This window comes from Aquamicrobium soli, from assembly GCF_042646345.1.
GTDB lineage: Bacteria > Pseudomonadota > Alphaproteobacteria > Rhizobiales > Rhizobiaceae > Mesorhizobium > Mesorhizobium soli_A.
In genome coordinates this window covers 125,255-143,897 of sequence record NZ_JBHRTK010000034.1, presented here as the reverse complement: position 1 = coordinate 143,897, position 18,643 = coordinate 125,255, and the positions used below count along the sequence as shown (strand labels likewise).

Annotated in this window: 20 protein-coding genes; 4 read left to right on the top strand and 16 right to left on the bottom strand. The window is 65.3% G+C overall.

Translation table 11 applies throughout. The features are described from left to right. Nucleotides 1-195, top strand: a 195-nt coding sequence (locus ACFOHJ_RS24270) for a hypothetical protein (protein ID WP_378225629.1), incomplete at its 5' end; no start/stop codon positions are given. Nucleotides 196-450: 255 nt separating this feature from the next. Here the strand turns inward: ACFOHJ_RS24270 and ACFOHJ_RS24265 are convergent. Continuing rightward, the gene (locus tag ACFOHJ_RS24265; RefSeq protein ID WP_378225627.1) at nucleotides 451-891 is read right to left on the bottom strand and encodes an Lrp/AsnC family transcriptional regulator; all 441 of its coding nucleotides are present in this window, start codon (nucleotides 889-891) and stop codon (nucleotides 451-453) included. Between the two features lie 275 nt (nucleotides 892-1,166). Here ACFOHJ_RS24265 and ACFOHJ_RS24260 point away from each other — a divergent pair, with 275 nt between their 5' ends. After that, the gene (locus ACFOHJ_RS24260; RefSeq protein ID WP_378225625.1) at nucleotides 1,167-2,375 is read left to right on the top strand and encodes an aminotransferase-like domain-containing protein; all 1,209 of its coding nucleotides are present in this window, start codon (nucleotides 1,167-1,169) and stop codon (nucleotides 2,373-2,375) included. A 131-nt stretch (nucleotides 2,376-2,506) separates the two neighbouring features. Here ACFOHJ_RS24260 and ACFOHJ_RS24255 read toward each other — a convergent pair whose 3' ends face one another. From ACFOHJ_RS24255 to ACFOHJ_RS24210, 10 genes are all read right to left on the bottom strand, one after another. Beyond that, entirely contained in the window at nucleotides 2,507-3,241 is a 735-nt protein-coding gene (locus tag ACFOHJ_RS24255) for an SDR family oxidoreductase (RefSeq protein WP_378225624.1), read from the bottom strand. Nucleotides 3,242-3,285: 44 nt separating this feature from the next. Beyond that, nucleotides 3,286-4,056, bottom strand: coding sequence for a 2-keto-4-pentenoate hydratase (locus ACFOHJ_RS24250; protein ID WP_378225622.1), 771 nt, complete (start codon nucleotides 4,054-4,056; stop codon nucleotides 3,286-3,288). 74 nt (nucleotides 4,057-4,130) lie between these two features. After that, complete coding sequence (locus ACFOHJ_RS24245; RefSeq protein ID WP_378225620.1) at nucleotides 4,131-5,324, bottom strand: aminotransferase-like domain-containing protein; 1,194 nt, start codon at nucleotides 5,322-5,324, stop codon at nucleotides 4,131-4,133. Between the two features lie 107 nt (nucleotides 5,325-5,431). Continuing rightward, nucleotides 5,432-6,625, bottom strand: coding sequence for an ABC transporter substrate-binding protein (locus ACFOHJ_RS24240; protein WP_378225619.1), 1,194 nt, complete (start codon nucleotides 6,623-6,625; stop codon nucleotides 5,432-5,434). Between the two features lie 58 nt (nucleotides 6,626-6,683). Further along, on the bottom strand, nucleotides 6,684-7,685 hold the full coding sequence (locus ACFOHJ_RS24235) for a branched-chain amino acid ABC transporter permease (protein WP_378225617.1): 1,002 nt from the start codon (nucleotides 7,683-7,685) through the stop codon (nucleotides 6,684-6,686). A gap of 13 nt (nucleotides 7,686-7,698) precedes the next feature. Next, nucleotides 7,699-8,571 (bottom strand): branched-chain amino acid ABC transporter permease, encoded by an 873-nt coding sequence (locus ACFOHJ_RS24230; RefSeq protein ID WP_378225615.1) that lies wholly within the window; start codon nucleotides 8,569-8,571, stop codon nucleotides 7,699-7,701. Between the two features lie 12 nt (nucleotides 8,572-8,583). Continuing rightward, nucleotides 8,584-9,291 carry an ABC transporter ATP-binding protein gene (locus tag ACFOHJ_RS24225; protein ID WP_378225613.1) on the bottom strand — a complete coding sequence of 236 codons (708 nt, stop codon included), beginning with the start codon at nucleotides 9,289-9,291 and terminating at the stop codon, nucleotides 8,584-8,586. After that, on the bottom strand, nucleotides 9,288-10,034 hold the full coding sequence (locus ACFOHJ_RS24220) for an ABC transporter ATP-binding protein (protein ID WP_378225642.1): 747 nt from the start codon (nucleotides 10,032-10,034) through the stop codon (nucleotides 9,288-9,290). The genes ACFOHJ_RS24225 and ACFOHJ_RS24220 overlap by 4 nt, the downstream gene beginning before the upstream one ends. Before the next feature lie 375 nt (nucleotides 10,035-10,409). Next, on the bottom strand, nucleotides 10,410-11,423 hold the full coding sequence (gene dmpG, locus ACFOHJ_RS24215; protein ID WP_378225611.1) for a 4-hydroxy-2-oxovalerate aldolase: 1,014 nt from the start codon (nucleotides 11,421-11,423) through the stop codon (nucleotides 10,410-10,412). Between the two features lie 3 nt (nucleotides 11,424-11,426). After that, nucleotides 11,427-12,359 (bottom strand): acetaldehyde dehydrogenase (acetylating), encoded by a 933-nt coding sequence (locus tag ACFOHJ_RS24210; protein WP_378225609.1) that lies wholly within the window; start codon nucleotides 12,357-12,359, stop codon nucleotides 11,427-11,429. A 254-nt stretch (nucleotides 12,360-12,613) separates the two neighbouring features. On the opposite strand from ACFOHJ_RS24210, the gene ACFOHJ_RS24205 reads away from it, so the two are divergent. Together ACFOHJ_RS24205 and ACFOHJ_RS24200 are read left to right on the top strand one after the other, a co-directional pair. Further along, nucleotides 12,614-13,540: an AraC family transcriptional regulator gene (locus tag ACFOHJ_RS24205; protein ID WP_378225607.1), complete on the top strand. Its 927-nt coding sequence runs from the start codon at nucleotides 12,614-12,616 to the stop codon at nucleotides 13,538-13,540. A gap of 134 nt (nucleotides 13,541-13,674) precedes the next feature. After that, nucleotides 13,675-14,379, top strand: coding sequence for a GntR family transcriptional regulator (locus ACFOHJ_RS24200; protein ID WP_378225605.1), 705 nt, complete (start codon nucleotides 13,675-13,677; stop codon nucleotides 14,377-14,379). A 118-nt stretch (nucleotides 14,380-14,497) separates the two neighbouring features. Here ACFOHJ_RS24200 and ACFOHJ_RS24195 read toward each other — a convergent pair whose 3' ends face one another. The 5 genes from ACFOHJ_RS24195 to minC all read right to left on the bottom strand — a co-directional run bounded on the left by ACFOHJ_RS24195 (nucleotide 14,498) and on the right by minC (nucleotide 18,208). Continuing rightward, nucleotides 14,498-15,913 carry an NAD(P)-dependent oxidoreductase gene (locus ACFOHJ_RS24195; protein ID WP_378225603.1) on the bottom strand — a complete coding sequence of 472 codons (1,416 nt, stop codon included), beginning with the start codon at nucleotides 15,911-15,913 and terminating at the stop codon, nucleotides 14,498-14,500. Nucleotides 15,914-16,082: 169 nt separating this feature from the next. Then, the gene (locus tag ACFOHJ_RS24190; RefSeq protein ID WP_378225601.1) at nucleotides 16,083-16,259 is read right to left on the bottom strand and encodes a hypothetical protein; all 177 of its coding nucleotides are present in this window, start codon (nucleotides 16,257-16,259) and stop codon (nucleotides 16,083-16,085) included. 92 nt (nucleotides 16,260-16,351) lie between these two features. Then, nucleotides 16,352-16,630, bottom strand: a complete 279-nt coding sequence (gene minE, locus ACFOHJ_RS24185; protein WP_378225599.1) for a cell division topological specificity factor MinE — start codon at nucleotides 16,628-16,630, stop codon at nucleotides 16,352-16,354. Continuing rightward, nucleotides 16,627-17,442 carry a septum site-determining protein MinD gene (gene minD / locus ACFOHJ_RS24180; RefSeq protein ID WP_378225597.1) on the bottom strand — a complete coding sequence of 272 codons (816 nt, stop codon included), beginning with the start codon at nucleotides 17,440-17,442 and terminating at the stop codon, nucleotides 16,627-16,629. The genes minE and minD overlap by 4 nt, the downstream gene beginning before the upstream one ends. Nucleotides 17,443-17,473: 31 nt before the next feature. Continuing rightward, entirely contained in the window at nucleotides 17,474-18,208 is a 735-nt protein-coding gene (gene minC / locus ACFOHJ_RS24175; RefSeq protein ID WP_378225640.1) for a septum site-determining protein MinC, read from the bottom strand. Between the last annotated feature and the right edge of the window lie 435 nt (nucleotides 18,209-18,643).

Sequence of the window (18,643 nt, the reverse complement as noted above, 5' to 3'; positions counted from 1 at the left end):
TGGCTTTATCTGGTCACGCTTCGAATTGACGAGAACATTCACACCTGGATGCTTTCGCATCCGGTAGACTATTCTCACCAGAAACGTGTCCGCCAAAGTCTCGTTCGAACCAAACCATCCCTAAGAATGGCCGGCTCAGCAGGACTCTGCCGCCCACGTTTCTCTTTCTTCACTATTCAATTGTCAAAGAACTGACGTCCATAAAACGTCGCCGATCCATCCGCATCCGCGCTCTAGACCGTGTGAGTGTCACTTGCGTGGCTCTCGTGATTTCGTCCAACCAAGCAACCCTTAGAGCGAACTCCGTGGCCGCCAGCAGCGTCGCCGCCGTCGTTGGTGTGGCGTATATAGTCGCCGCTCCCTCGGACTGTCAACAGCGAAAAAAACTTTTATTCACATTCCCGTCGAAAGCCGGAAAATCCACCGCCGGCCGCAGATCGGCCGTCCCCGTCAGGGCGCATTCCCGAGCGGGTTGTCCTGCTTCAGGATCACCATGGTCGTGGTCTCCGCCACCGCCGGGATCGACTGCAACACGTCCCGGATGAAGGTGCCGAGCGCATCGAGATCGCGCGCCCAGATACGCAGCACATAGTCGACGTCGCCCGCCACCAGCAGGCACTCCGTGATTTCCGGCCGCTTGGCGATCGCCGACAGGAACTGCTCCGTCCCTTCGGTGCCATGATGGCGCAATCTCACCGAGCAGAGCACGCTGACGGTCAGGCCGAGCGCCGCCGGATCGATCCGCGCGGCATAGCCCTTGATGATTCCGGCATCTTCCATGCGCTTGACGCGCCGGCCGCACGGCGTCGGCGAAAGGCCCACGCGCTCCGCCAGATCCAGCATGGAAATCCGACCGTCCCGACGCAGGACGTCAAGAATCCGCTGATCCATCGAATCCAGAACGGACATGAGTGAAAAACTCTCGGGATTTAGTTTGACATAGCGATATCATGCACATTCACCGGGGTGAATGCCGCAAATGGCCGGGTTTCGCCAGCGCGTTCAGGATAGCATCCGCCGATCCTGGAACCGGAGGTTCGATCGTGCCCGCCTATTTCGCCTGCGCCGTGATCCTGCAGACGTCGCGCCGCCGGTCGGGTATCCGGAACCACTGGTCAGGCGGCCGCCGCAATGGCAGGCTTTCGAATTCAATCTGAGGAGTAACCATGGCGCATTCCGTGCAGCGTCCTAAACTGGCCCGTTGGCTGGCCGAAACCAATGACGTGACCCAGACCTTCCTGTCGGCGGGGCTGATTCCCGGCCTGATCAACATGGCCGGCGGCCTGCCCGAACCCACGACATGGCCGGCTTCCGACCTGTCGACGCTGGCCGCCAAGGCCGTTAGCGAACATCCCGGCGATACGCTGGCCTACGGACCGCTCGAGGGACTGCCGATCCTGCGCGACCTGATCGCGGCACGGTTCAGCGCTCCGGGCCTGTCGCTTACCCGCGAGAACGTCCTCATCACCACCGGCGGGATGCAGGCTCTTGACCTGATCGGCAAGGTGCTTCTCGACCAGGGCGGGTTGATCGCGGCGCAAAGCCCCGCCTATCTCGGCGCCCTGGACGCCTGGAAGCCACGTCACCCGACCTATCGCCCGATGTATCTGGAAAGGGAGGGCTTCGATCCGGTCGCGGCGCTTCGCGGGGCGCAATTCGCCTATACGGTACCGAATTTTTCGAACCCGACCGGGCGGCTGGTCGGGCTGGAGGATCGGCACCAGCTCGTCGCGGCGGCCGAAGCCACCGGCACCTGGCTGGTCGAGGACGATCCCTATGGCACGCTCTATTACGACGGCGCGCCCCTGCCCCGCATGCTGACGCTGTCGGGCAAGGGCGATTCGACCTATGAGGGTCCGGTCGTCTATCTCGGCACGTTGTCGAAGGAACTGGCGCCCGGTTTCCGTATCGGCTGGGCCATCGCCGCGCCGGAAGTCATCCGGGCGCTGGTCACGGCCAAGCAGGGCTCGGACATGTGCACCTCGGGCCTGTGCCAGCGCATCGCCCACGACGCTTTCGCCGCCGGGCTGACCGAGCGCATCCTGCCGAACGTGCTCGCGCTCTACCGGTTGCGCCGCGACGCGCTATGCGCCGCGATGGCCGACCATCTGCACGGACTTTTCGACTGGGAAGTTCCTTCGGGCGGCATGTTCGTCTGGGCGACGGCGCGCGACCCGGAACTGAACACCGATGTCCTGCTGCGCGAAGCGCTTGCGCACGGGGTCTGCATCACGCCGTCGAGCGTCTTCGACCCGGAAGGACGCAACCGCCGGTCGATCCGCATCAACTTCACCCTCAACGATCCCGACAAACTCGCCGAAGGGGTGCGCCGGCTGGCCAAGGCCACGCTCGCGGCCTCCGCCAAGGCGGCCTGATTCGAGAAACAGGCACGCGATCCCGGCACCGTTTCCATCGGCAGGCTCTGCCGGTGGAGGCGCAAGGGCAGTACGAATCGCTGCGCCGCTGTCCTTGCTGCCGGCTGCGAATCAGCACCGGCCGGCTGGAATCAGATCGACCACAAGGCGCCGCCGTCGCAGGCAACCGCCTGCCCGGTGATGTAGCCGGCCCGGTTGGAGGCGAGGAACGTCGCCAGTGCGGCGAATTCTTCCGGCTGGCCGATGCGGCCCATCGGGATCATTCCGGCGACCTTCTGCAGGTCGAGCTTCGCCTCGGCCAGCCGCTCCGTCATCGTATAGCCGGGCATCAGCGCATTGACGGTGATGCCGCTGGCGGCGAACTCGCGGCTCAGCGTCTTCGTCAGGCCGTGGAGGCCTGCCCGAAGCGCATTCGAGATGGTGAAATTGTTGATCGGCTCCTTCGCGGCGATGGACGTCACGAGAAGGATGCGCCCCCAGCCGCGCTCGCGCATGCCGGGTATCGCCGCGCCGATGGCATCGGTCGCGCTCATGAACAAGCCGTCGAAGGCATTGCGCCAGTCGTCGGAGGAGATGCTCTCGAACGGCATGGTCGGCGGGCCGCCGGTGTTGACGACGAGGATGTCGACCCCGCCGAGGGCATCGGCCGCCTGCTCGACCAGCCGGCGCCCTTCCTTGGGCTGTCGCAAATCGCCGACCAGCGCCGTCGCGCCGAGCGATTCGGCGGCCTTGCGGAGGCGGTCTTCGTCGCGCGCGCAGATGGCGATTTTCGCGCCTTCGGCGGCGAGTTCCTTCGCCACGGCGAAACCGAGGCCCTTCGATGCGCCCATGACGAGGGCGGACTTGCCGCGCAATCCGAAGTCCATGGCATAGTCTCCTTCTTCACTTCACCGCATGGCGGCAGGCGGGATCAGGCCCCGCTGACCTCGACGCTGCCGATGCCGGACACATCGAAGCGATAGCTGAACGCCTTGGTCGGGAACCGCGTGGTGACGATGCTGCCGGTCATGACGACATCGCCCTTGCGCAGCATCTGCCCGGAGGCGGCGAGATGGTTGGCCAGCCAGGCGAGCGGTACGAACGGATGGCCGAGCGCATCGGCGCCCTTGCCGCGCGCCAGTTCCACGCCGTCCTCATAGGCGATGCCTTCCACCTGATCCAGATTGGCCGGCGGCGGCACGAAGGTTCCGACGATGATGCCTGCGTTCCAGGAATTGTCGGCGACCAGCGTTTCGCAATGTAGCACGCTGTAGTCGGCGTTGCGGTCTTCAACCAGCTCGATGGCGGGGGCAACCGCATCCACCGCCTCGCCGGCGCTTTCCGGCGTGAACGGAACCCCGGTCGGCGCCAGGTCACGGCCGAGCCGAACGCAGATCTCGAACTCCAGGCCGAGACGGTGATAATCCGCCAGCGACAGCCGTGCGCCGGAACCCTTGACGAGACCGGTGAAGATCGTTCCCCGGATCGGCTGGTCGATCCCGCACATTTCCTGCATGCGCTTCGACGTCAGGCCGATCTTGTAGCCGGCCGTGCCGTTGTCGCCGATGATCGAATCGACATAGACGGCCTGCACCTTGTAGGCGGTGTCCAGATCCTCCACGCCGTCCAGCCTGTGGAACCTGGTGCCGTTGCGGTGCTCGGCAACCAGCGTCCGGGCGATGTCTTCGATGACCTCGGTCAAATCCTTGCTCCCTTCATTCCGGCATTCAGCCGATCCGCCAGGCTCGCGATCGCAGCCTGGCCGATGTGTTCCTATCAGGCCGAGCGCCGGGCGGTCAGCAGCCGGCCAAGGGCTGTGATGCCCTTGACGATAGCCTCGTCCGTCTGTGTCGAATAGCTGAGGCGCGCGTGGTTGGCTTCCTGCTGAAGCGGGAAGAACGTTGCGCCAGGAACATAGGCGACCCTGGCTTCAGGCAGCGCATGTTCGGCCATGAAGCGGGTGGTGTCAAAACCCTCCGGGAAGGTCAGCCAGGTGAACAGGCCGCCGCTGGGCTCGGTGAACGCGACATCCTGCGGGAAGGCGCGCCGGATCGTGTCCAGCATCAGGTCCTTCTTGCGGCGATAGGTCTGGCGAAGCGCCGCGATGTGCTCGTCGATATCGTAGGTGTCGAGGAACAGCGAAACCGCCGCCATGTTCAGCGTGCTGCACTGCGTGTCGGCGGCAAGCTTGAGCAGGCCGAGCTGCTGGATGATCTCCTCGGAAGCGACGGCCCAGCCCAACCGCAGGCTAGGCGCAAGAATCTTGGAGAAGCTGCCGAGATAGATGACGCGACCCTGGGTATCGAAGCTCTTGATGGGCGGAAGCGGCTCGCCCTGATAGCGGATTTCGCGATACGGCGTGTCTTCCAGGATGACGAAGTCGAACTTGTTGGCCAGTTCGACCAGCCGCTTGCGGCGCTCCAGGCTGAGCGTCACGCCGGTCGGATTCTGGAAATCGGGCACGGTGTAGAGAAGCTTTGCCCCCGGATTGCGCGCAAGCGTCCGCTCGAGATCGTCCATGTCCATGCCGTCCTCGTCCATGCGGACGGTGGCATAGCGCGGCTCGCAGGGGTTGAAGGCAATCAGCGCGCCGAGGAAGGTCGGGTTTTCGGTGATGATGACATCGCCCTTGTCGACCAGCATCTTGGCGACCAGATCGAGCCCCTGCTGGGCGCCCTGCAGGATCAGCACGTTCTCGGCGTCGCAATCGACACCGCCGCGCGTCATCCTCGCCGCAACCTGCTCGCGCAATTTCGGGCTGCCGCTGGAGACGGTATATTGCAGCGTGTCGCTGCCGTTCTCGGCGATCGCGGTGCGGAAGACCGATTCCAGGCGATCGAGCGGAAACAGCGACGCGTCCGGATAGCCGCCGCCGAAGGAAATGATGCTGGGGTCCGCGCCGAGCATCAAAAGCTCGCGAATCGCGGACGGCTTCACTTGGGACATGCGCTCGGCGAGCCGGATGTTCATCTGCACTCTCGTTTCATGAATAGGCACGGCACCGGCGCTGTCGGACGCCCGCGCCGCGGGTGGAAAAGTGCGGCGCGGCGAGCCTGGGCCCGCCGCGCCGGCATGGCTTATTTCATTTGGGTCTCGACCGCCCAGTCGTCGCCCTCGACCCGGAACAGGGCATAGCTGCCGGGAACGTCGCCGTTGGCGTCGAAGTTGAGCTCGCCGGAAGCGCCCTTGTAGTCGATCGCCTTGCCGGCATCGATCAGTTCCTTGGCCTTCTTCCACTCGCCGGGGAAGATCGGCTCGCCCTCCCCGTTCGAGACGGCGCGCAGCGATTCCGACAGCTTGGCCTTGTCGCCGCCGGCCTTCTCGATGGCGAGCGCCATCAGGAACACGGCGTCGTAGGAAGGACCGACATAGCTGGAATTGATGTCGCCGCCGGCTTCGGTGAAGGCCTTGTTGAAGATGTCGAGCGCTTCCGACTTCGAGCTGACCGGCGCGGACGCCATGAAGGTCTTGAGGTTGTCGGCACCGATCGCCTTGATCGGGGCGGAGGTCTTCATGCCCTCGGCACCGACGAAGTTCTCGAAGAAGCCGTTTTCGATCGATTCACGCAGGACGGTGAGGCCGGACGTATCGCCGTAATCGAGCAGCACCAGCGTGTCGGCGCCCCCCTGGGCCAGCCCCGCGAGGTCGGCGCGGTAGGACGACTTGTTTTCTTCATGCGCCTCGTAGCCGGCGATCTCGCCGCCCTTGGCTTCGAATTCCTTCTTGAACGCTTCGGCGATGCCCTTGCCGTAGTCGTTGTTGATGTAGGAGACGGCCACCTTCTTGGTGCCGCGATCCAGCAGCGTGCGCGCCAGCGCCTGGCCCTGGTACTCGTCCGACGGAATGGTGCGGAACACCAGGTCGTTGTCCTTGAGCGAGGTGATCTCGGGCGAGGTCGCCGCAGGCGAGATCAGGAGGACGCCGGCGGGGATGGTCGCCGAATTGGTGGCCGCCATCAGCGCGCCCGAGCACAGCGGGCCGACGACGCCGATCACCTGCGTGACGTTGACGAGCTTGGTGGCCGCGTCGGCCGCGACCTGCGGGCTGCAACCGGCGTCGGCGAGGGTGCCGACCAGTTTCTCACCCTTGAGCAGGCCGCCCTGATCGTTGATCTGCGACACCGCGAACTGGTACGACTTGGTGATTTCCGGCGCCATGGCGGCAGCGCCGCCGGTGATGCCGTTGAGAAGGCCGATGTTGACGTCGGCAAGCGTCGGCGTGGCCAGGGCGCTGGCGCCCAGCAACAGCGAAGCCGCCAAGATACGCTTCATTTTCATTCCATCCTCCGTTGTTGTCGGGTCGGCGATCCATTCGCCTTGCCGGGTAAACTCAATTGACGCCCTTGCCTGTAGCCGATGAGGCCGCGCCTTGCTTCTCCGCCGGCCGGTCCTGGTCGCGCGGGTCCTTCCGCAGCCGTTCGGGCAACAGCCCCTCCGGCCGGAAGCGCAGCACGAGCTGCAGCAAAAGCCCGATCAGGAACATGCGGCCATACTTGGCCTTCAGCGCGTATTCCGACGGCAGCTGGTCGGTCACGATCTCCGACATGGACCAGATGATCCAGACGATGATCGCCCCGAGAAGAACGCCCCGGTTGTTTCCCGATCCGCCCAGAATGACCATGATCCAGACCAGGAAGGTGACCAGCATCGGATCGATGGCGTCCGGCGTGATGGTGCGGGCGAGATGCACATACAGCGCACCCGCCAGGCCCATCAGCGCCGAGCCCAGGATGAAGGCTTCGAGGCGGCGATAGGGCACGTCCTTGCCCATGGCCCGGGCGGCGCTTTCATTGTCGCGGATGGCGCGCATCATGCGTCCCCAGGGCGAGACGGCCTGGCGTTCGACCAGCCCATAGGCGACGAGCAGGATCAGCGCCGTGATGCCCAGGTAGATCAGCTGCGCCCGCCCGTAAGGCAGGTCGCCGAAGGGCCGCGGGATGCCGCTGATGCCGCGGGCGGAGTTGGTCAGCCATTCCTCGGAGCGCGCGACGAGGCGGATGCCTTCCGCCACGCCGATGGTGACGATCGCCAGATAGTCGGACTGGAAGCGCAGGCATATCTTGCCGATCGGCCAGGCGAGCAGGCCGGCCAGCAGCATCGCCCCGACGAGACCGACGGCAAACGGCATATCGAAGCCGCCAAGGCGGCCTTCGGCCCAGGGCGAGGTGAGGATCGCCGACGTATAGGCGCCGATCGCGAAGAAGCCGGCGACGCCGGCGTTGAAAAGGCCGGCATAGCCCCACTGGATGTTGAGCCCGATGGCGAGGCAGCCATAGATGCAGATGAAGATCGCCAGGTAGATCGGATAGTTGAGGACGGTGATCCATTCCATGACGCGCCCTCCCCTACAGAACCTTGCCGCGGAACAGGCCGGTCGGGCGGAACAGCAGCACGAGGAGCAGAATCCCGAAGGCGCTCATCACCTTGTATTCGCCCGGAATGACCAGGACGGACAATTCTTCCGCGATCCCGACCAGCAGCCCGCCGACGATCGCGCCTTCGATGCGCCCTACGCCACCTAGGATGGCGGCGGCAAAGGTCGGCAAAAGGATGTTCCAGCCCATCACCGACTTGAGCTCGGTGTTGAGGCCGAGGAAAAAGCCGGACGCCGCGCACAGGCCCCCGGCGATGATCCAGGTCAGCGAGATGACCTTGGCGTTGTCGACGCCCGAAAACAGCGCCAGTTCCGGGTTGTCGGACATGGCGCGCATGGCCTTGCCCCATTTGTTCCGGGTCAGGAACAGGTGCAGCGCGACGACCAGCGCGATGGCGACCAGCAGCGTCACGATCTCATGGCTCTTGATGCGGATACCGAACCAGTTTTCCGGCCGGGTGATGCCGCGCGTATAGCTGGCCGTGTTCACGCCCCACACGACCTGCACGAAGGAGCGCAGCATCAGCGCCACGCCGAAGGAAGCGATCGTGGTGATGATCTTGGGCAGGGCGCGCAGATGCGCGTAGAACACCCGGTCGATGACGATGGCGAAGACACCGGTCGCCACCACCGCGAGCGGCAGCGCCGCATAGGGCGACAGGCCAAGCGTGGCGGTGAAGGCCAGCGCGATGAAGGCGCCGAAGGTGGCGAGGTCGCCATGGGCGAAGTGGCCGTAGCGCATGATGGCGAACACCAGCGTGATGCCGATCGCGCCCAGTGCGTAGATCGAGCCCTGCACGATGCCGGGCAGCAGGAAGAAATTGACGAAGCTGTGGATGTCCATCGCGATTGCCGCCTATCCGCCCAGGAACATTTCAGCGATATGCCGATCGGCCAAGAGCTCGGCGGCCGGGCCTTCGTGCCGGTTGCGGCCGGCGGCAAGCACGTAGCCGCGATCGGCAAAGGCCAGCGCCTGCTTGGCGTGCTGCTCGACCAGGAGGATCGCCACGCCGCTGTCGCGCACGTCGCGGCTGATCTGGAAGATCTGCTCCATGTATTTCGGCGAGAGGCCGGCGGTCGGCTCGTCCAGCAGCAGCACCTGCGGGTCCAGCATCAGCGCGCGCCCCATGGCGACCATCTGGCGCTGCCCGCCCGACAGGCTGCCGGCCGTCGTCTTGCGCTTCGCCTTGAGATCGGGGAAGAGGCGATAGACGCGGTCGAGCGCGGCGCTGTAGTCGCCCTTGCGCAGGAACGCCCCCATCTCGAAATTCTCGTGCACCGTCATCTCGCTGAAGATGTTCTTGACCTGCGGCACGTAGCAGATGCCAGCCTTGACGATGCGGTTCGGCGCCCAGCCGGTAATGTCGGTGTCGCCGATGGCGATCGAGCCGCCGCGGATATCGAGCAGGCCGAAGATCGACTTCATGGCCGTGGACTTGCCTGCGCCGTTCGGCCCGACGATGGCGACGATCTCGCCCCGCGCAACCTCCATGGAAAGATCGAACAGGATATCTGCGTCGCCATAGCCGGCGCGGAGGTTCTTCATGGTCAGCAGGGCCGTCATGTCGCGGCCCCCTGCCTCTCGCCGAGATACGCCTCGAGCACGCGCGGGTCGGAGCGCACGGTGTGGAAATCGCCCTCGATGAGCACCTTGCCCTCGGCCATGCAGATGACCGGGTCGCACAGCCGCTCGATCATTTCCATGTCGTGCTCGATCAGGATGAAGGTGTAGCCGCGCTCGCGGTTGAGATATTCGATCTTCTCTTCCAGCTTTCTCAGCAGCGTGCGGTTGACGCCGGCGGCCGGCTCGTCGAGCAGGACCAGTTCGGCATCCGTCATGATGGTGCGGCCCAGTTCCAGGAGCTTCTTCTGGCCGCCCGATATCTGGCCCGCCCGCTGGTGGGCGACATGCGTCAGTTCGAGAAATTCCAGCGCGTCCCAGGCCCGCCGCGAGGTCTGCGCCTCCGCTCCCCGCACCTTCGCCGGGCGGATCCAGTTGCTCAGCAGCGATTCCCCCGGCTGGCCCCGAACCACCATCATCAGGTTCTCGAGCACGGACAGGTGATGGAATTCATGCGGAATCTGGAAGGTGCGCACGACGCCCTTGTGGAACCGCCGGTCAGGCGCGAGCGCGGTTATGTCCTCGCCGCGATAGACGATGCGGCCGCCGCTCGGCCGCAAGGCGCCGGCGATCATGTTGAAAACCGTGGTCTTGCCCGCCCCGTTGGGGCCGACGAGGCCGGTGATGGAGCCTTTCGCGACCGAAAACGAACAACCGTCGACGGCCCGGAAGGAGCCGAAGTCCATGATCAGGTTCTCGCAGGAAAGGATCGGGGAGCTGGCCGTCACGATACCTCGCCGGCTCCGCCAGATCGGGCTAGCCCGGCAACTGCACGACACAGAGCAGCGAACGGAATGCCGCCCGCGCGTTCAGGCCGGCTCGACGGCGAACCGCCGCCGGCAAGGCGCCTTGCCCTTTCCGCATGCCGCGTCGTCATGGTTCTGCGCTTCCCCCCTCGCCTGTCATCCCTGGCGTTCAGTGCGGACGGCTTGCCCTTTGCCGCTTATTCGCAAAGACACCATATCTTTCCATCCGGAGCTTTTCTCCAGACGGTCAGAAATATCATACGCAGGCCATCGCATGAAAGCGTCGCCGCCTTCAACCCCTTCCTGGCAATGGCTTCAGCTATCGGCCTTCCGGGCCATATCGAGCGCGACGTCGACGATCATGTCCTCCTGTCCGCCGATCAGGCGCCGGCGGCCGATCTCGACCAGGATCGCGCGCGGATCGAGGCCGTATTCCTCGGCCGCCCTCTCCGCATGGCGCAGGAAACTGGAATAGACATTGCCGTAGCCGAGGGTGAGCGTCTCGCGATCCACCCGAACCGGGCGGTCCTGGATCGGGCGCACGAGGTCGTCGGCCGCGTCCTGCAGCTTGAACAAATCGCAGCCATGCTCCCAGCCATAGAGATTGGCCACGGCGACGAAAGCCTCGATCGGGCAGTTGCCGGCGCCCGCACCCATGCCGGCCAGCGAGGCGTCGACCCTGGTCGCGCCGTTCTCCACGGCGGTGACCGAATTCGCCACCGACAGGGAGAGGTTTTCGTGGGCATGGATGGCGCGCTGCGTGCCGGCCTTGAGCACGGCATCGAAGGCCTGGAAGCGCTCGGCTATGGTTCGCATGGTCAGGCCACCCGCCGAGTCGGCGATATAGACGCAGTCCGCGCCATAGCTTTCCATCAGCCGCGCCTGCCCGGCCAGCCGCTTGGGAGAATTGGCCGAGGACATCATCAGGAAGCCCGAAACGTCGAGCCCCATCTCCTTGGCGGCCGCGATGTGCTGGGCGGAGACGTCCGCCTCCGTGCTGTGCGTGGCGATGCGGACGGATTGTATGCCGATATCGCGCGCCCGCTTCAGATCCTCGATCGTGCCGATGCCGGGAAGCAGGACGGTGGTCAGCCTGGCGCGCTTGCAGACCTTCGCGGCCTCCTCGATATAGGCGAGATCGGTATGGCGGCTGAACCCGTAGGCGATGCTAGAGCCGTCGAGCCCATCGCCGTGGCCGACCTCGATGCCGTCGACGCCGGCCTCGTCGAGCGCGCTGGCGATTTCACGGACATGGCCGAGATCGTACTGATGGCGGATCGCATGCATGCCGTCGCGCAGCGTCACGTCGAGGATATACAGTCTTGGCATCGGTCAGTTCCACTTCCGAAGTTCGACCAGGCGCTCGGCGGTCCGCAGCGCCGCCGACGTCATGATATCGAGATTGCCGGCATAGGCCGGCAGGTAGTGCGCGGCCCCTTCCACTTCGAGGAAAACGGAGACTTTGAGACCGGTGAACGGCGCATTGCTTTGCGGCATGCGCAGCGGCGCATCCGCCCCCACGCGCTGGACCTGCACGTCCTGCTTCAGCCGGTAGCCCGGCACATATTCCTGCACGGAACGGACCATGCGTTCGACGGACGCCCTTATCGCCCCCTCGTCGGCCGCATCGCAGAGGCAAAACACCGTATCGCGCATGATCAGCGGCGGCTCGGCCGGGTTCAGCACGATGATCGCCTTGCCACGCACCGCGCCGCCGACGCTTTCCAGCGCGCGCGAGGTCGTCTCGGTGAATTCGTCGACATTGGCGCGCGTGCCGGGGCCGGCCGACTTGGAGGCGATCGACGCCACGATCTCGGCATAATGCACCTTCGCGACCTGGCTGACCGCCGCCACGATGGGAATCGTCGCCTGCCCGCCGCAGGTGACCATGTTGATGTTTTGGGTATCGAGATGGCTGTCGAGGTTCACCGGCGGCACCACATAGGGGCCGATGGCGGCCGGCGTGAGGTCGATGACCTGCTTGCCATGCTGGCGCAACGCCGCGTCGTGCCTGGCGTGCGCGGCGGCCGAAGTCGCGTCGAAGACGATGCGGATATCCTGGAACTCGGGCATGCGCAGCAGGCCCTCGATCCCTTCATGGCTCGTCGCCACGCCAAGCCGCGCCGCGCGCGCCAGACCGTCCGAGGACGGATCGACGCCGATGAGCGCGGCGACCTCCAGGCTGGCGGAGTTGCGCATGATCTTGATCATCAGGTCGGTGCCGATGTTGCCCGAACCGATTATCGCTGACTTTACCTTTGGCATCCCGCTTCTTCCCTAGCGCGCCGACGTCGGCTGCCCTTGGCACGGCAGGCGCCCGATGTCCGGCAATTTTCCCAAACTAGCCGTATGGGCGCGCCCGCGCTTCCTTGAACGAGCCATTTTTGACAGGAAATCGCCACTCGACGCGCCGGCTGCGGCAAGGCGCGCTTATTGCCTAGTACCGGCGTTACGCTTATCAACACGGCTGGCGCGGGAAGGCGCGCGGCTCATCTCGGTGGCAGGGAAGCCCGATGCAAATGAACAGTCCGTCAGGGCCTTCGGTGCCGACCAGCGCATGGAGCGACTATTCGCATTATTACCAGGGGTCGGGCTACGCGAAATTCCCCCAGGAACATCGCCGCCCCAAGGGGCGGCTGGCGTTTCGCATGATCCTGGTCGAACAGGGGCCGCACGACTTCTTCGACCCCTCCTTTACCGAGACCATTCTTGCCCTTCCCCTCGAGGTGGAAAGGGACTGTAACTGGGGCTGGAGGATCGGCGACTATCGCCATCGCCAGAAGCTTCACGCCGGCCAGATGCTCGTCGTCCCGTCCGAGACCGAAAGCAAATGGGACGTGGACGGCAACCGCAAGATCCTCGTCCTGGCCGTGCCCAACGAGACGGTCCGCAGCATTCTCGGGCCCGCGTGCCCGCGCCACATCAGCGGGGCCTTCTGGAAGCTGTGCGAGCATACATGGGCCGACCCGTTCATCGAAGTGCTGATGAACCGGTTGTGGGAGAGCACCGCCGGCGACGAGATCGCGCACGACTACCTGGCGGACGGGCTGCTGACGTCGATCCTTTCGCAACTGCTGATCCTGGCCGGCACGGAGCTTCAGCCCAACACGGCAATCGCGCTGCCGCAGTGGCGGCTCAAACGCGTCAAGGAATTCGTCGACAGCAACCTCGGCAGCGAGATCAGCCTGGAGCACCTGGCCGCCGCCGCCGGCCTCAGTCGCAGGCATTTCGCGCGCAGCTTCTACCAGGAACTGGGCAAGACCCCGCATCGCTGGCTGATGCAGGAGCGCCTGGAAAAGGCCAAGAAACTTCTCGCCGGCAGCAACGCCTCCATCTGCGAGATCGCCGAGAACTGCGGCTTTTCCAGCCAGAGCCACTTCACCACGACGCTGAAACAGGCCACCGGCATGACGCCGCATCGCTGGCGCCAGCATTTCCGCCCATGACGTAACGGCGGCCTCCCGGCGAGCCTGCCTGGCCTATCCTTTGCGGACAAGGAACCGCCGAGCCGAGTGGCTGGACATTCGCTCCTATTGTATGCAGTTTGGACCGCTGATCTTGGACACCCGGAGGAGCGCGCATGGAAAGAAAGGCCGCCAATGGCCGTCGTTCGCAGGCCGTTCACCGCGCGCTGAAAAGGGCCATCCTGGACCAGGCACTGGCGCCCGGCTCCAAACTGCCGGAAGACTCGATCGGCGAACGCATGGGCGTAAGCCGCACCCTCGTCCGGGAGGCGCTCGTGCGCCTGAGCGAGGAGGGGCTGGTGGACCTGCGCCCCAACAAGGGCGCGACCGTCGCGCAGCCGACCCTCGAGGAAGGGCGCGACCTGTTCCTGACGCGGACGGCGCTGGAGCGCCTGGTCGTGGAAACGCTTTCGGGCAAGCTGACCAAAGAACAGATCGACGAGCTTTCCGCGCATATCGACGCCGAGGAGGCGGCCCGGGCCGAGCGGACGATTTCGATCCGCCTGTCCGGCGAGTTCCACACCCTGCTCGCGCAGATGACCAACAACGCCAGCTTGATCCGCTATGTCAACGATCTCGTCGCGCGCAGTTCGCTGATCCTGACGATGTACGGCCGGCCGCACTCGTCCGAATGCGCGGTGTCCGAGCATCGAGAGCTTCTCGAAAAGCTGGTTTCCGGCGATACCGCGGCGGCCGAGGCGCTGATGATCCATCACCTCGATTCCATCACGACGCGCGCGCTGCTTCCCAAGGAAGGCCGCAACATCCGGGACGTGCTTTCCGCCTATGCCGCGGCCGAGGGCCTGAACCAAGGCAGTTGACCGCAGGCCATCGGGTTGCGCCTGGGGCACGCCTGATTGTCCGCATTGCCGAGGACCTTACGTATGCACAATCCGTCTGCCGAAGCAGATTGTGCGAGCCTGCAAGATCGCACACGCGTCAGTTCAACGGCCCGTGCAGGCCCAATTCGTCGAGCAGGGCGGCGAGGCGGTTGGCGTCGGCCATGAAACGCCGAGCGGCAGCCGGGTCGACGGGGAGACCGTTGCCCGCTTGCTGGCGCTCCTGGAGAAACGTTGCCATGCCGTCGGCGGCGGACAGGAGCCGGGAAAGGTTTTCTCCCGCCAGGCGGTTTGACAGGTCATCGGCCGTCACTGCGCCGATCCCGTTGATCGCACGATCCCGCCCCAGCGAGAAGCCCGCCGGCAGGTCGCCCTTGAGGTTCGAGACCTTGCGCTCCCGGATAACGTCGAGAATCTGGTCGACGGCCTGCTTGGCTCCCGCCACCCGCGAGGGGTGATCGGTGTCGGCAGCGGCATGCGGCAGCAACAGCACGCGGCCGGGATAGCGTTCGGCAACGGGCAGGTACGGCGCCAGCGGGCCGCTGGCCCCCTTCCCTTCGGCAAGAAAGATGTCCGCGTCGATGGCTGCAAAGGCGACCTTGCCGCTCGCCATCGCCCGTTCGAGCGCCGCGATCTCGACCACTTCGCCGCGGTCGAAATTGACGAGAACGGCGCCGTCGGCCGCGGCCGTCAAGATGGCTTCGTCGACGAAGCCGGCATTCGCATACGCCCCCTTGCCCATGTCCAACGGTCCAAGCCCGATATGCACGGAAAGGGCATCGGCGCCGGCCGCCGCTTCCTGCGGGGTCTCGCAGAACTCGAAGCCCTCGGCCTCGATCCATTCGCGATGGCGCGGCCGGGCGAAGATGCGGACCTCCATGAGGAAGGCCTTGGCCAACCGCGCGACCTCCCGGCCGATATTGCCGTAGCCGATCACGGCCAGGCGCTTGCCTTCCAGCTTCTCGGTCGGGAACCGCCAAAGATCCTTGCCGGTGTCGAAGGCGCCGTCCATGACGAGCTTGTGCAGGGCATCCAGCGGCAGGTCGGGCCGGACCTTCAGAAGCGTGCGCATCACCATCTGCGCCGTGGCGCGGCTGTTGATGCCGGGCGTGTTCATGAGGACGGCATTGCCGCCCCGGCCGTCGCCGCCACCCCAGGAAGCGGATTGCATGTTTCCGGTTCCCGCGCCGATTCTCACGCCCGCAAGCCTGAACGGGCTCTGCTTCGGAATGACCGTCGCCGCCGCGATGACGCCGTCATAGCGCTGGCCGGCGGTTTCCTCCAGCAGCTCCAATTCCGTACTGAGGTGCGGAAGATAGAAGAAATGAACGCGATCAGGATCGAGTTCGCCGGCATCGGCCGCGCTGCCCGTATGGAAAACCCCGCCCTTGTCCTCGATATGCTTGCGGACCTCGCGGCAATCCGGCACGCCGTTTTCGTCCAGCTTCAGCCCGACGAAATCGCAGATCAGCACCCGACAGGGGCCCTGCGCGCCCGCCGTATTTTCTTCAGCCATGGATATTCTCTTGTCAGTCGACGGGTTATCAGGTTGTGGCCGATCCAATCACAGATCGGCCCGCGGTTCCATGGAAATAGCGGCGGCGATCGCAACCGATCACCGCCGCCGTCTTGATGCCATTCGGATCAGGCCCGGTTATTCCGGCCCCGGAGAGTTCGCGCGGCGGCTACGCCGCCCGGCCTTCCGGGCGCGGCGCGAGGCCGGCCGCCTGCTCGCACACCTCGATGTGCTTGGCCAGCGCCTGGTTCGACAGCACCGCGCTGATGGTGGTGATGTCGCGCCCCTGGTAGCGCGGCATTTTCTGGATTTCCTTGAGCCGTTCCAGAAGTGAGATGCGGGTCATGGCTTTGCTCCTTTGCTGATCATGGCGCGCCGGCCGGCTGGCCGGCGCTCGTTGTCCCCCATGTGCTAAAAAGCAGATCGGAAAGCGGCCGGTCAGGCCGCCTTCTTTCGTGCGGCCGTCTTGGCGGCGTTGAACGGAATCTCGACGTCGACCGCCAGTGTCGATACCTGCTCGCCGCGCTCCATCTTCACGCTCACCTTGTCCTGGTCGATGTGCATGTGCTTGGAGATGACGCGCATGATCTCGTCGCGCAGCTTGGCCACGAGATCCGAATCGCCGACGCTGGCGCGCTCATGGGCGAGCAGGACCTGCAGGCGCTCGCGCGCGGCCGGCGCCGACTGGGGCTTGGAAAAGAGTCCAAACAGCTTCATGCCGCTTTCCTCCCGAAGAACTTGCCGAAGAAGCCCCGCCTCTCGCCATGCACGGTGACCGGCAGGGCCTCGCCCTTGAGGCGGCGCACCGCGTCGAAATAGGCCCTGGCCGGGGCGCTCGCTTCGTCGGCCAGCGTGACCGGCGAGCCGAGGTTGGAGGCGCGCAGCACGTCCATGCTTTCCGGGATGATGCCGAGCAGCGGGATCGACAGGATCTCCAGCACGTCCTCGACCTTCAGCATGTCGCCGCGCTCGGCGCGGGTGGGGTCGTAACGGGTGAGCAGCAGGTGCTTTTCGATGCGCTCGCCGTTCTCCGCCTTGAAGGTCTTGGAATCGAGCAGGCCGATGATGCGGTCCGAATCGCGCACCGAGGAGACTTCCGGGTTGGTCACGACGATGGCCACGTCCGCGTGGCGCATGGCCAGCGTGGCGCCCCGCTCGATGCCGGCCGGGCTGTCGCAGATCACCCAGTCGAAGGCCTTCTTCAGCGCCGCGATGACCTTTTCCACGCCCTCGGGCGTGAGGTTGTCCTTGTCGCGCGTCTGCGAGGCCGGCAGCAGGTAGAGCGTCTCGATGCGCTTGTCACGGATCAGCGCCTGGGGAAGTTTCGCTTCGCCCTGGATGACGTTGACGATGTCGTAGACGACGCGGCGCTCCGCCCCCATGACGAGGTCGAGATTGCGCAGGCCGACGTCGAAATCGACGACCACGACCTTCTCGCCGTTCTGCGCCAGGGCGGCGCCCAGTGCGGCGGCGGAAGTGGTCTTGCCCACGCCGCCCTTGCCCGATGTCACCACGATAACCTTGCCCATTGACCTCTCCTGTAAGGGACCTTCGCTCGGGTCAGCCTAGAATTGCCGTCTTCAACGCCTGGTTTTCCAGCCAGGCCTGCACCGGCCGTCCGCGCAGGTCCGGTTCCATGTCCTCCGCCGTCAGGTAGAAACCGTCGATCGCCATCAGTTCGGCCTCCAGCTTGCGGCAGAAGATGCGCGCGGCGCCGTTGCCGGTGGTGCCGGCCAGCGCACGCCCCCTCAGCGTGCCGTAGACGTGGATCGACCCGCCGGCGACGACTTCCGCGCCCGAGGCGACCGAACCGACGATGGTGACGTCGCCCTCCGGGAAGAACAGCGACTGGCCCGAGCGCACCGGCTCGGTGACGACCAGCGAGGCGGTGACCTGCACGGGAACCGGGCGGGCGGCCGTGATCGTTTCCGCGGCCGGCGCGGGCTGCGCCTCGTCTTCTGCCGGCGGCTCGAAATCCGAGGCCGGGCGGCCGTCGTTCATGGCCGGCGGCATGTCGGGCCCCAGCAGCGAGGGCCGCGCGCCTTCGATGCCCATGATGCGGACGTTGCGCCGGCCGAGTTCGTCGACGAGCTTGCGCAGCTCCGTCTTGTCGATGTCGAGGCCGTCGATATCGAGCACTACCGGCCGCCGCAGGAAGAAGCCGGCGGAGCGGGCGGCGAGGTCGTCAAGGCTCGTCAGCCAGTCCTCGAAGGGCAACTCCGGGGCGAGCGACAGGGCAAGGAAGGACCGCCCCTTGAGGCGGATGGGCCGGGGTTTCGTTAACACGGTGGTGATCTTGGTTAATTTTCGGTTCTCAGGATGTACCGATGAAATGGTTAACGAAAAGTTAACGCGGCACTTCCGGGCCGGGATCGACAGGTTTGATCGAGGGGCCGAGCAGGCATCGGATTGACAGGCCGAATGGCTCCGCCGGGCCGATTTGGACCGCCCTCGCCCAGCCTCGGAACAGCCATTTCAGGGCGTTAAAAAATTTCTTTCCGGCCGCGAAAATCCGCGTCCGGATGCAAGAAAGCGCGGAAAGACCCTCGATCGGAGCGAGGCGACGCAGCCCTGATTCGGATCGGTGCGAACAGCGGGTCGGCGATTCCGTGGCCGTAGCACTGGCGATCAGCGATAGCGGAGTCGATGGACGGAGCGCGATCCAAGGGCACGACTAGCTCCGGAGTGGCAAGGCTGACGCCGACCGTCCTCAAAGCGCGCAAGCCCTCC

Excerpts from the sequence above, each read along its gene's own strand:
- ACFOHJ_RS24200 (WP_378225605.1), top strand. The coding sequence starts at position 13,675 with ATGGAAAGAAAGGCCGCCAATGGCCGTCGTTCGCAGGCCGTTCACCGC.
- minE (WP_378225599.1), bottom strand. The coding sequence starts at position 16,630 with ATGAAGCTGTTTGGACTCTTTTCCAAGCCCCAGTCGGCGCCGGCCGCG.
- ACFOHJ_RS24240 (WP_378225619.1), bottom strand. The coding sequence starts at position 6,625 with ATGAAGCGTATCTTGGCGGCTTCGCTGTTGCTGGGCGCCAGCGCCCTG.
- ACFOHJ_RS24265 (WP_378225627.1), bottom strand. The coding sequence starts at position 891 with ATGGATCAGCGGATTCTTGACGTCCTGCGTCGGGACGGTCGGATTTCC.
- dmpG (WP_378225611.1), bottom strand. The coding sequence starts at position 11,423 with ATGCCAAGACTGTATATCCTCGACGTGACGCTGCGCGACGGCATGCAT.
- ACFOHJ_RS24190 (WP_378225601.1), bottom strand. The coding sequence starts at position 16,259 with ATGACCCGCATCTCACTTCTGGAACGGCTCAAGGAAATCCAGAAAATG.
- ACFOHJ_RS24210 (WP_378225609.1), bottom strand. The coding sequence starts at position 12,359 with ATGCCAAAGGTAAAGTCAGCGATAATCGGTTCGGGCAACATCGGCACC.
- ACFOHJ_RS24230 (WP_378225615.1), bottom strand. The coding sequence starts at position 8,571 with ATGGACATCCACAGCTTCGTCAATTTCTTCCTGCTGCCCGGCATCGTG.
- ACFOHJ_RS24255 (WP_378225624.1), bottom strand. The coding sequence starts at position 3,241 with ATGGACTTCGGATTGCGCGGCAAGTCCGCCCTCGTCATGGGCGCATCG.
- minD (WP_378225597.1), bottom strand. The coding sequence starts at position 17,442 with ATGGGCAAGGTTATCGTGGTGACATCGGGCAAGGGCGGCGTGGGCAAG.
- ACFOHJ_RS24245 (WP_378225620.1), bottom strand. The coding sequence starts at position 5,324 with ATGAACATCCGGCTCGCCGAGCGCATGTCCCAAGTGAAGCCGTCCGCG.
- ACFOHJ_RS24195 (WP_378225603.1), bottom strand. The coding sequence starts at position 15,913 with ATGGCTGAAGAAAATACGGCGGGCGCGCAGGGCCCCTGTCGGGTGCTG.
- ACFOHJ_RS24220 (WP_378225642.1), bottom strand. The coding sequence starts at position 10,034 with ATGGACTTCGGCTCCTTCCGGGCCGTCGACGGTTGTTCGTTTTCGGTC.
- ACFOHJ_RS24260 (WP_378225625.1), top strand. The coding sequence starts at position 1,167 with ATGGCGCATTCCGTGCAGCGTCCTAAACTGGCCCGTTGGCTGGCCGAA.
- ACFOHJ_RS24205 (WP_378225607.1), top strand. The coding sequence starts at position 12,614 with ATGAACAGTCCGTCAGGGCCTTCGGTGCCGACCAGCGCATGGAGCGAC.
- ACFOHJ_RS24235 (WP_378225617.1), bottom strand. The coding sequence starts at position 7,685 with ATGGAATGGATCACCGTCCTCAACTATCCGATCTACCTGGCGATCTTC.
- ACFOHJ_RS24225 (WP_378225613.1), bottom strand. The coding sequence starts at position 9,291 with ATGACGGCCCTGCTGACCATGAAGAACCTCCGCGCCGGCTATGGCGAC.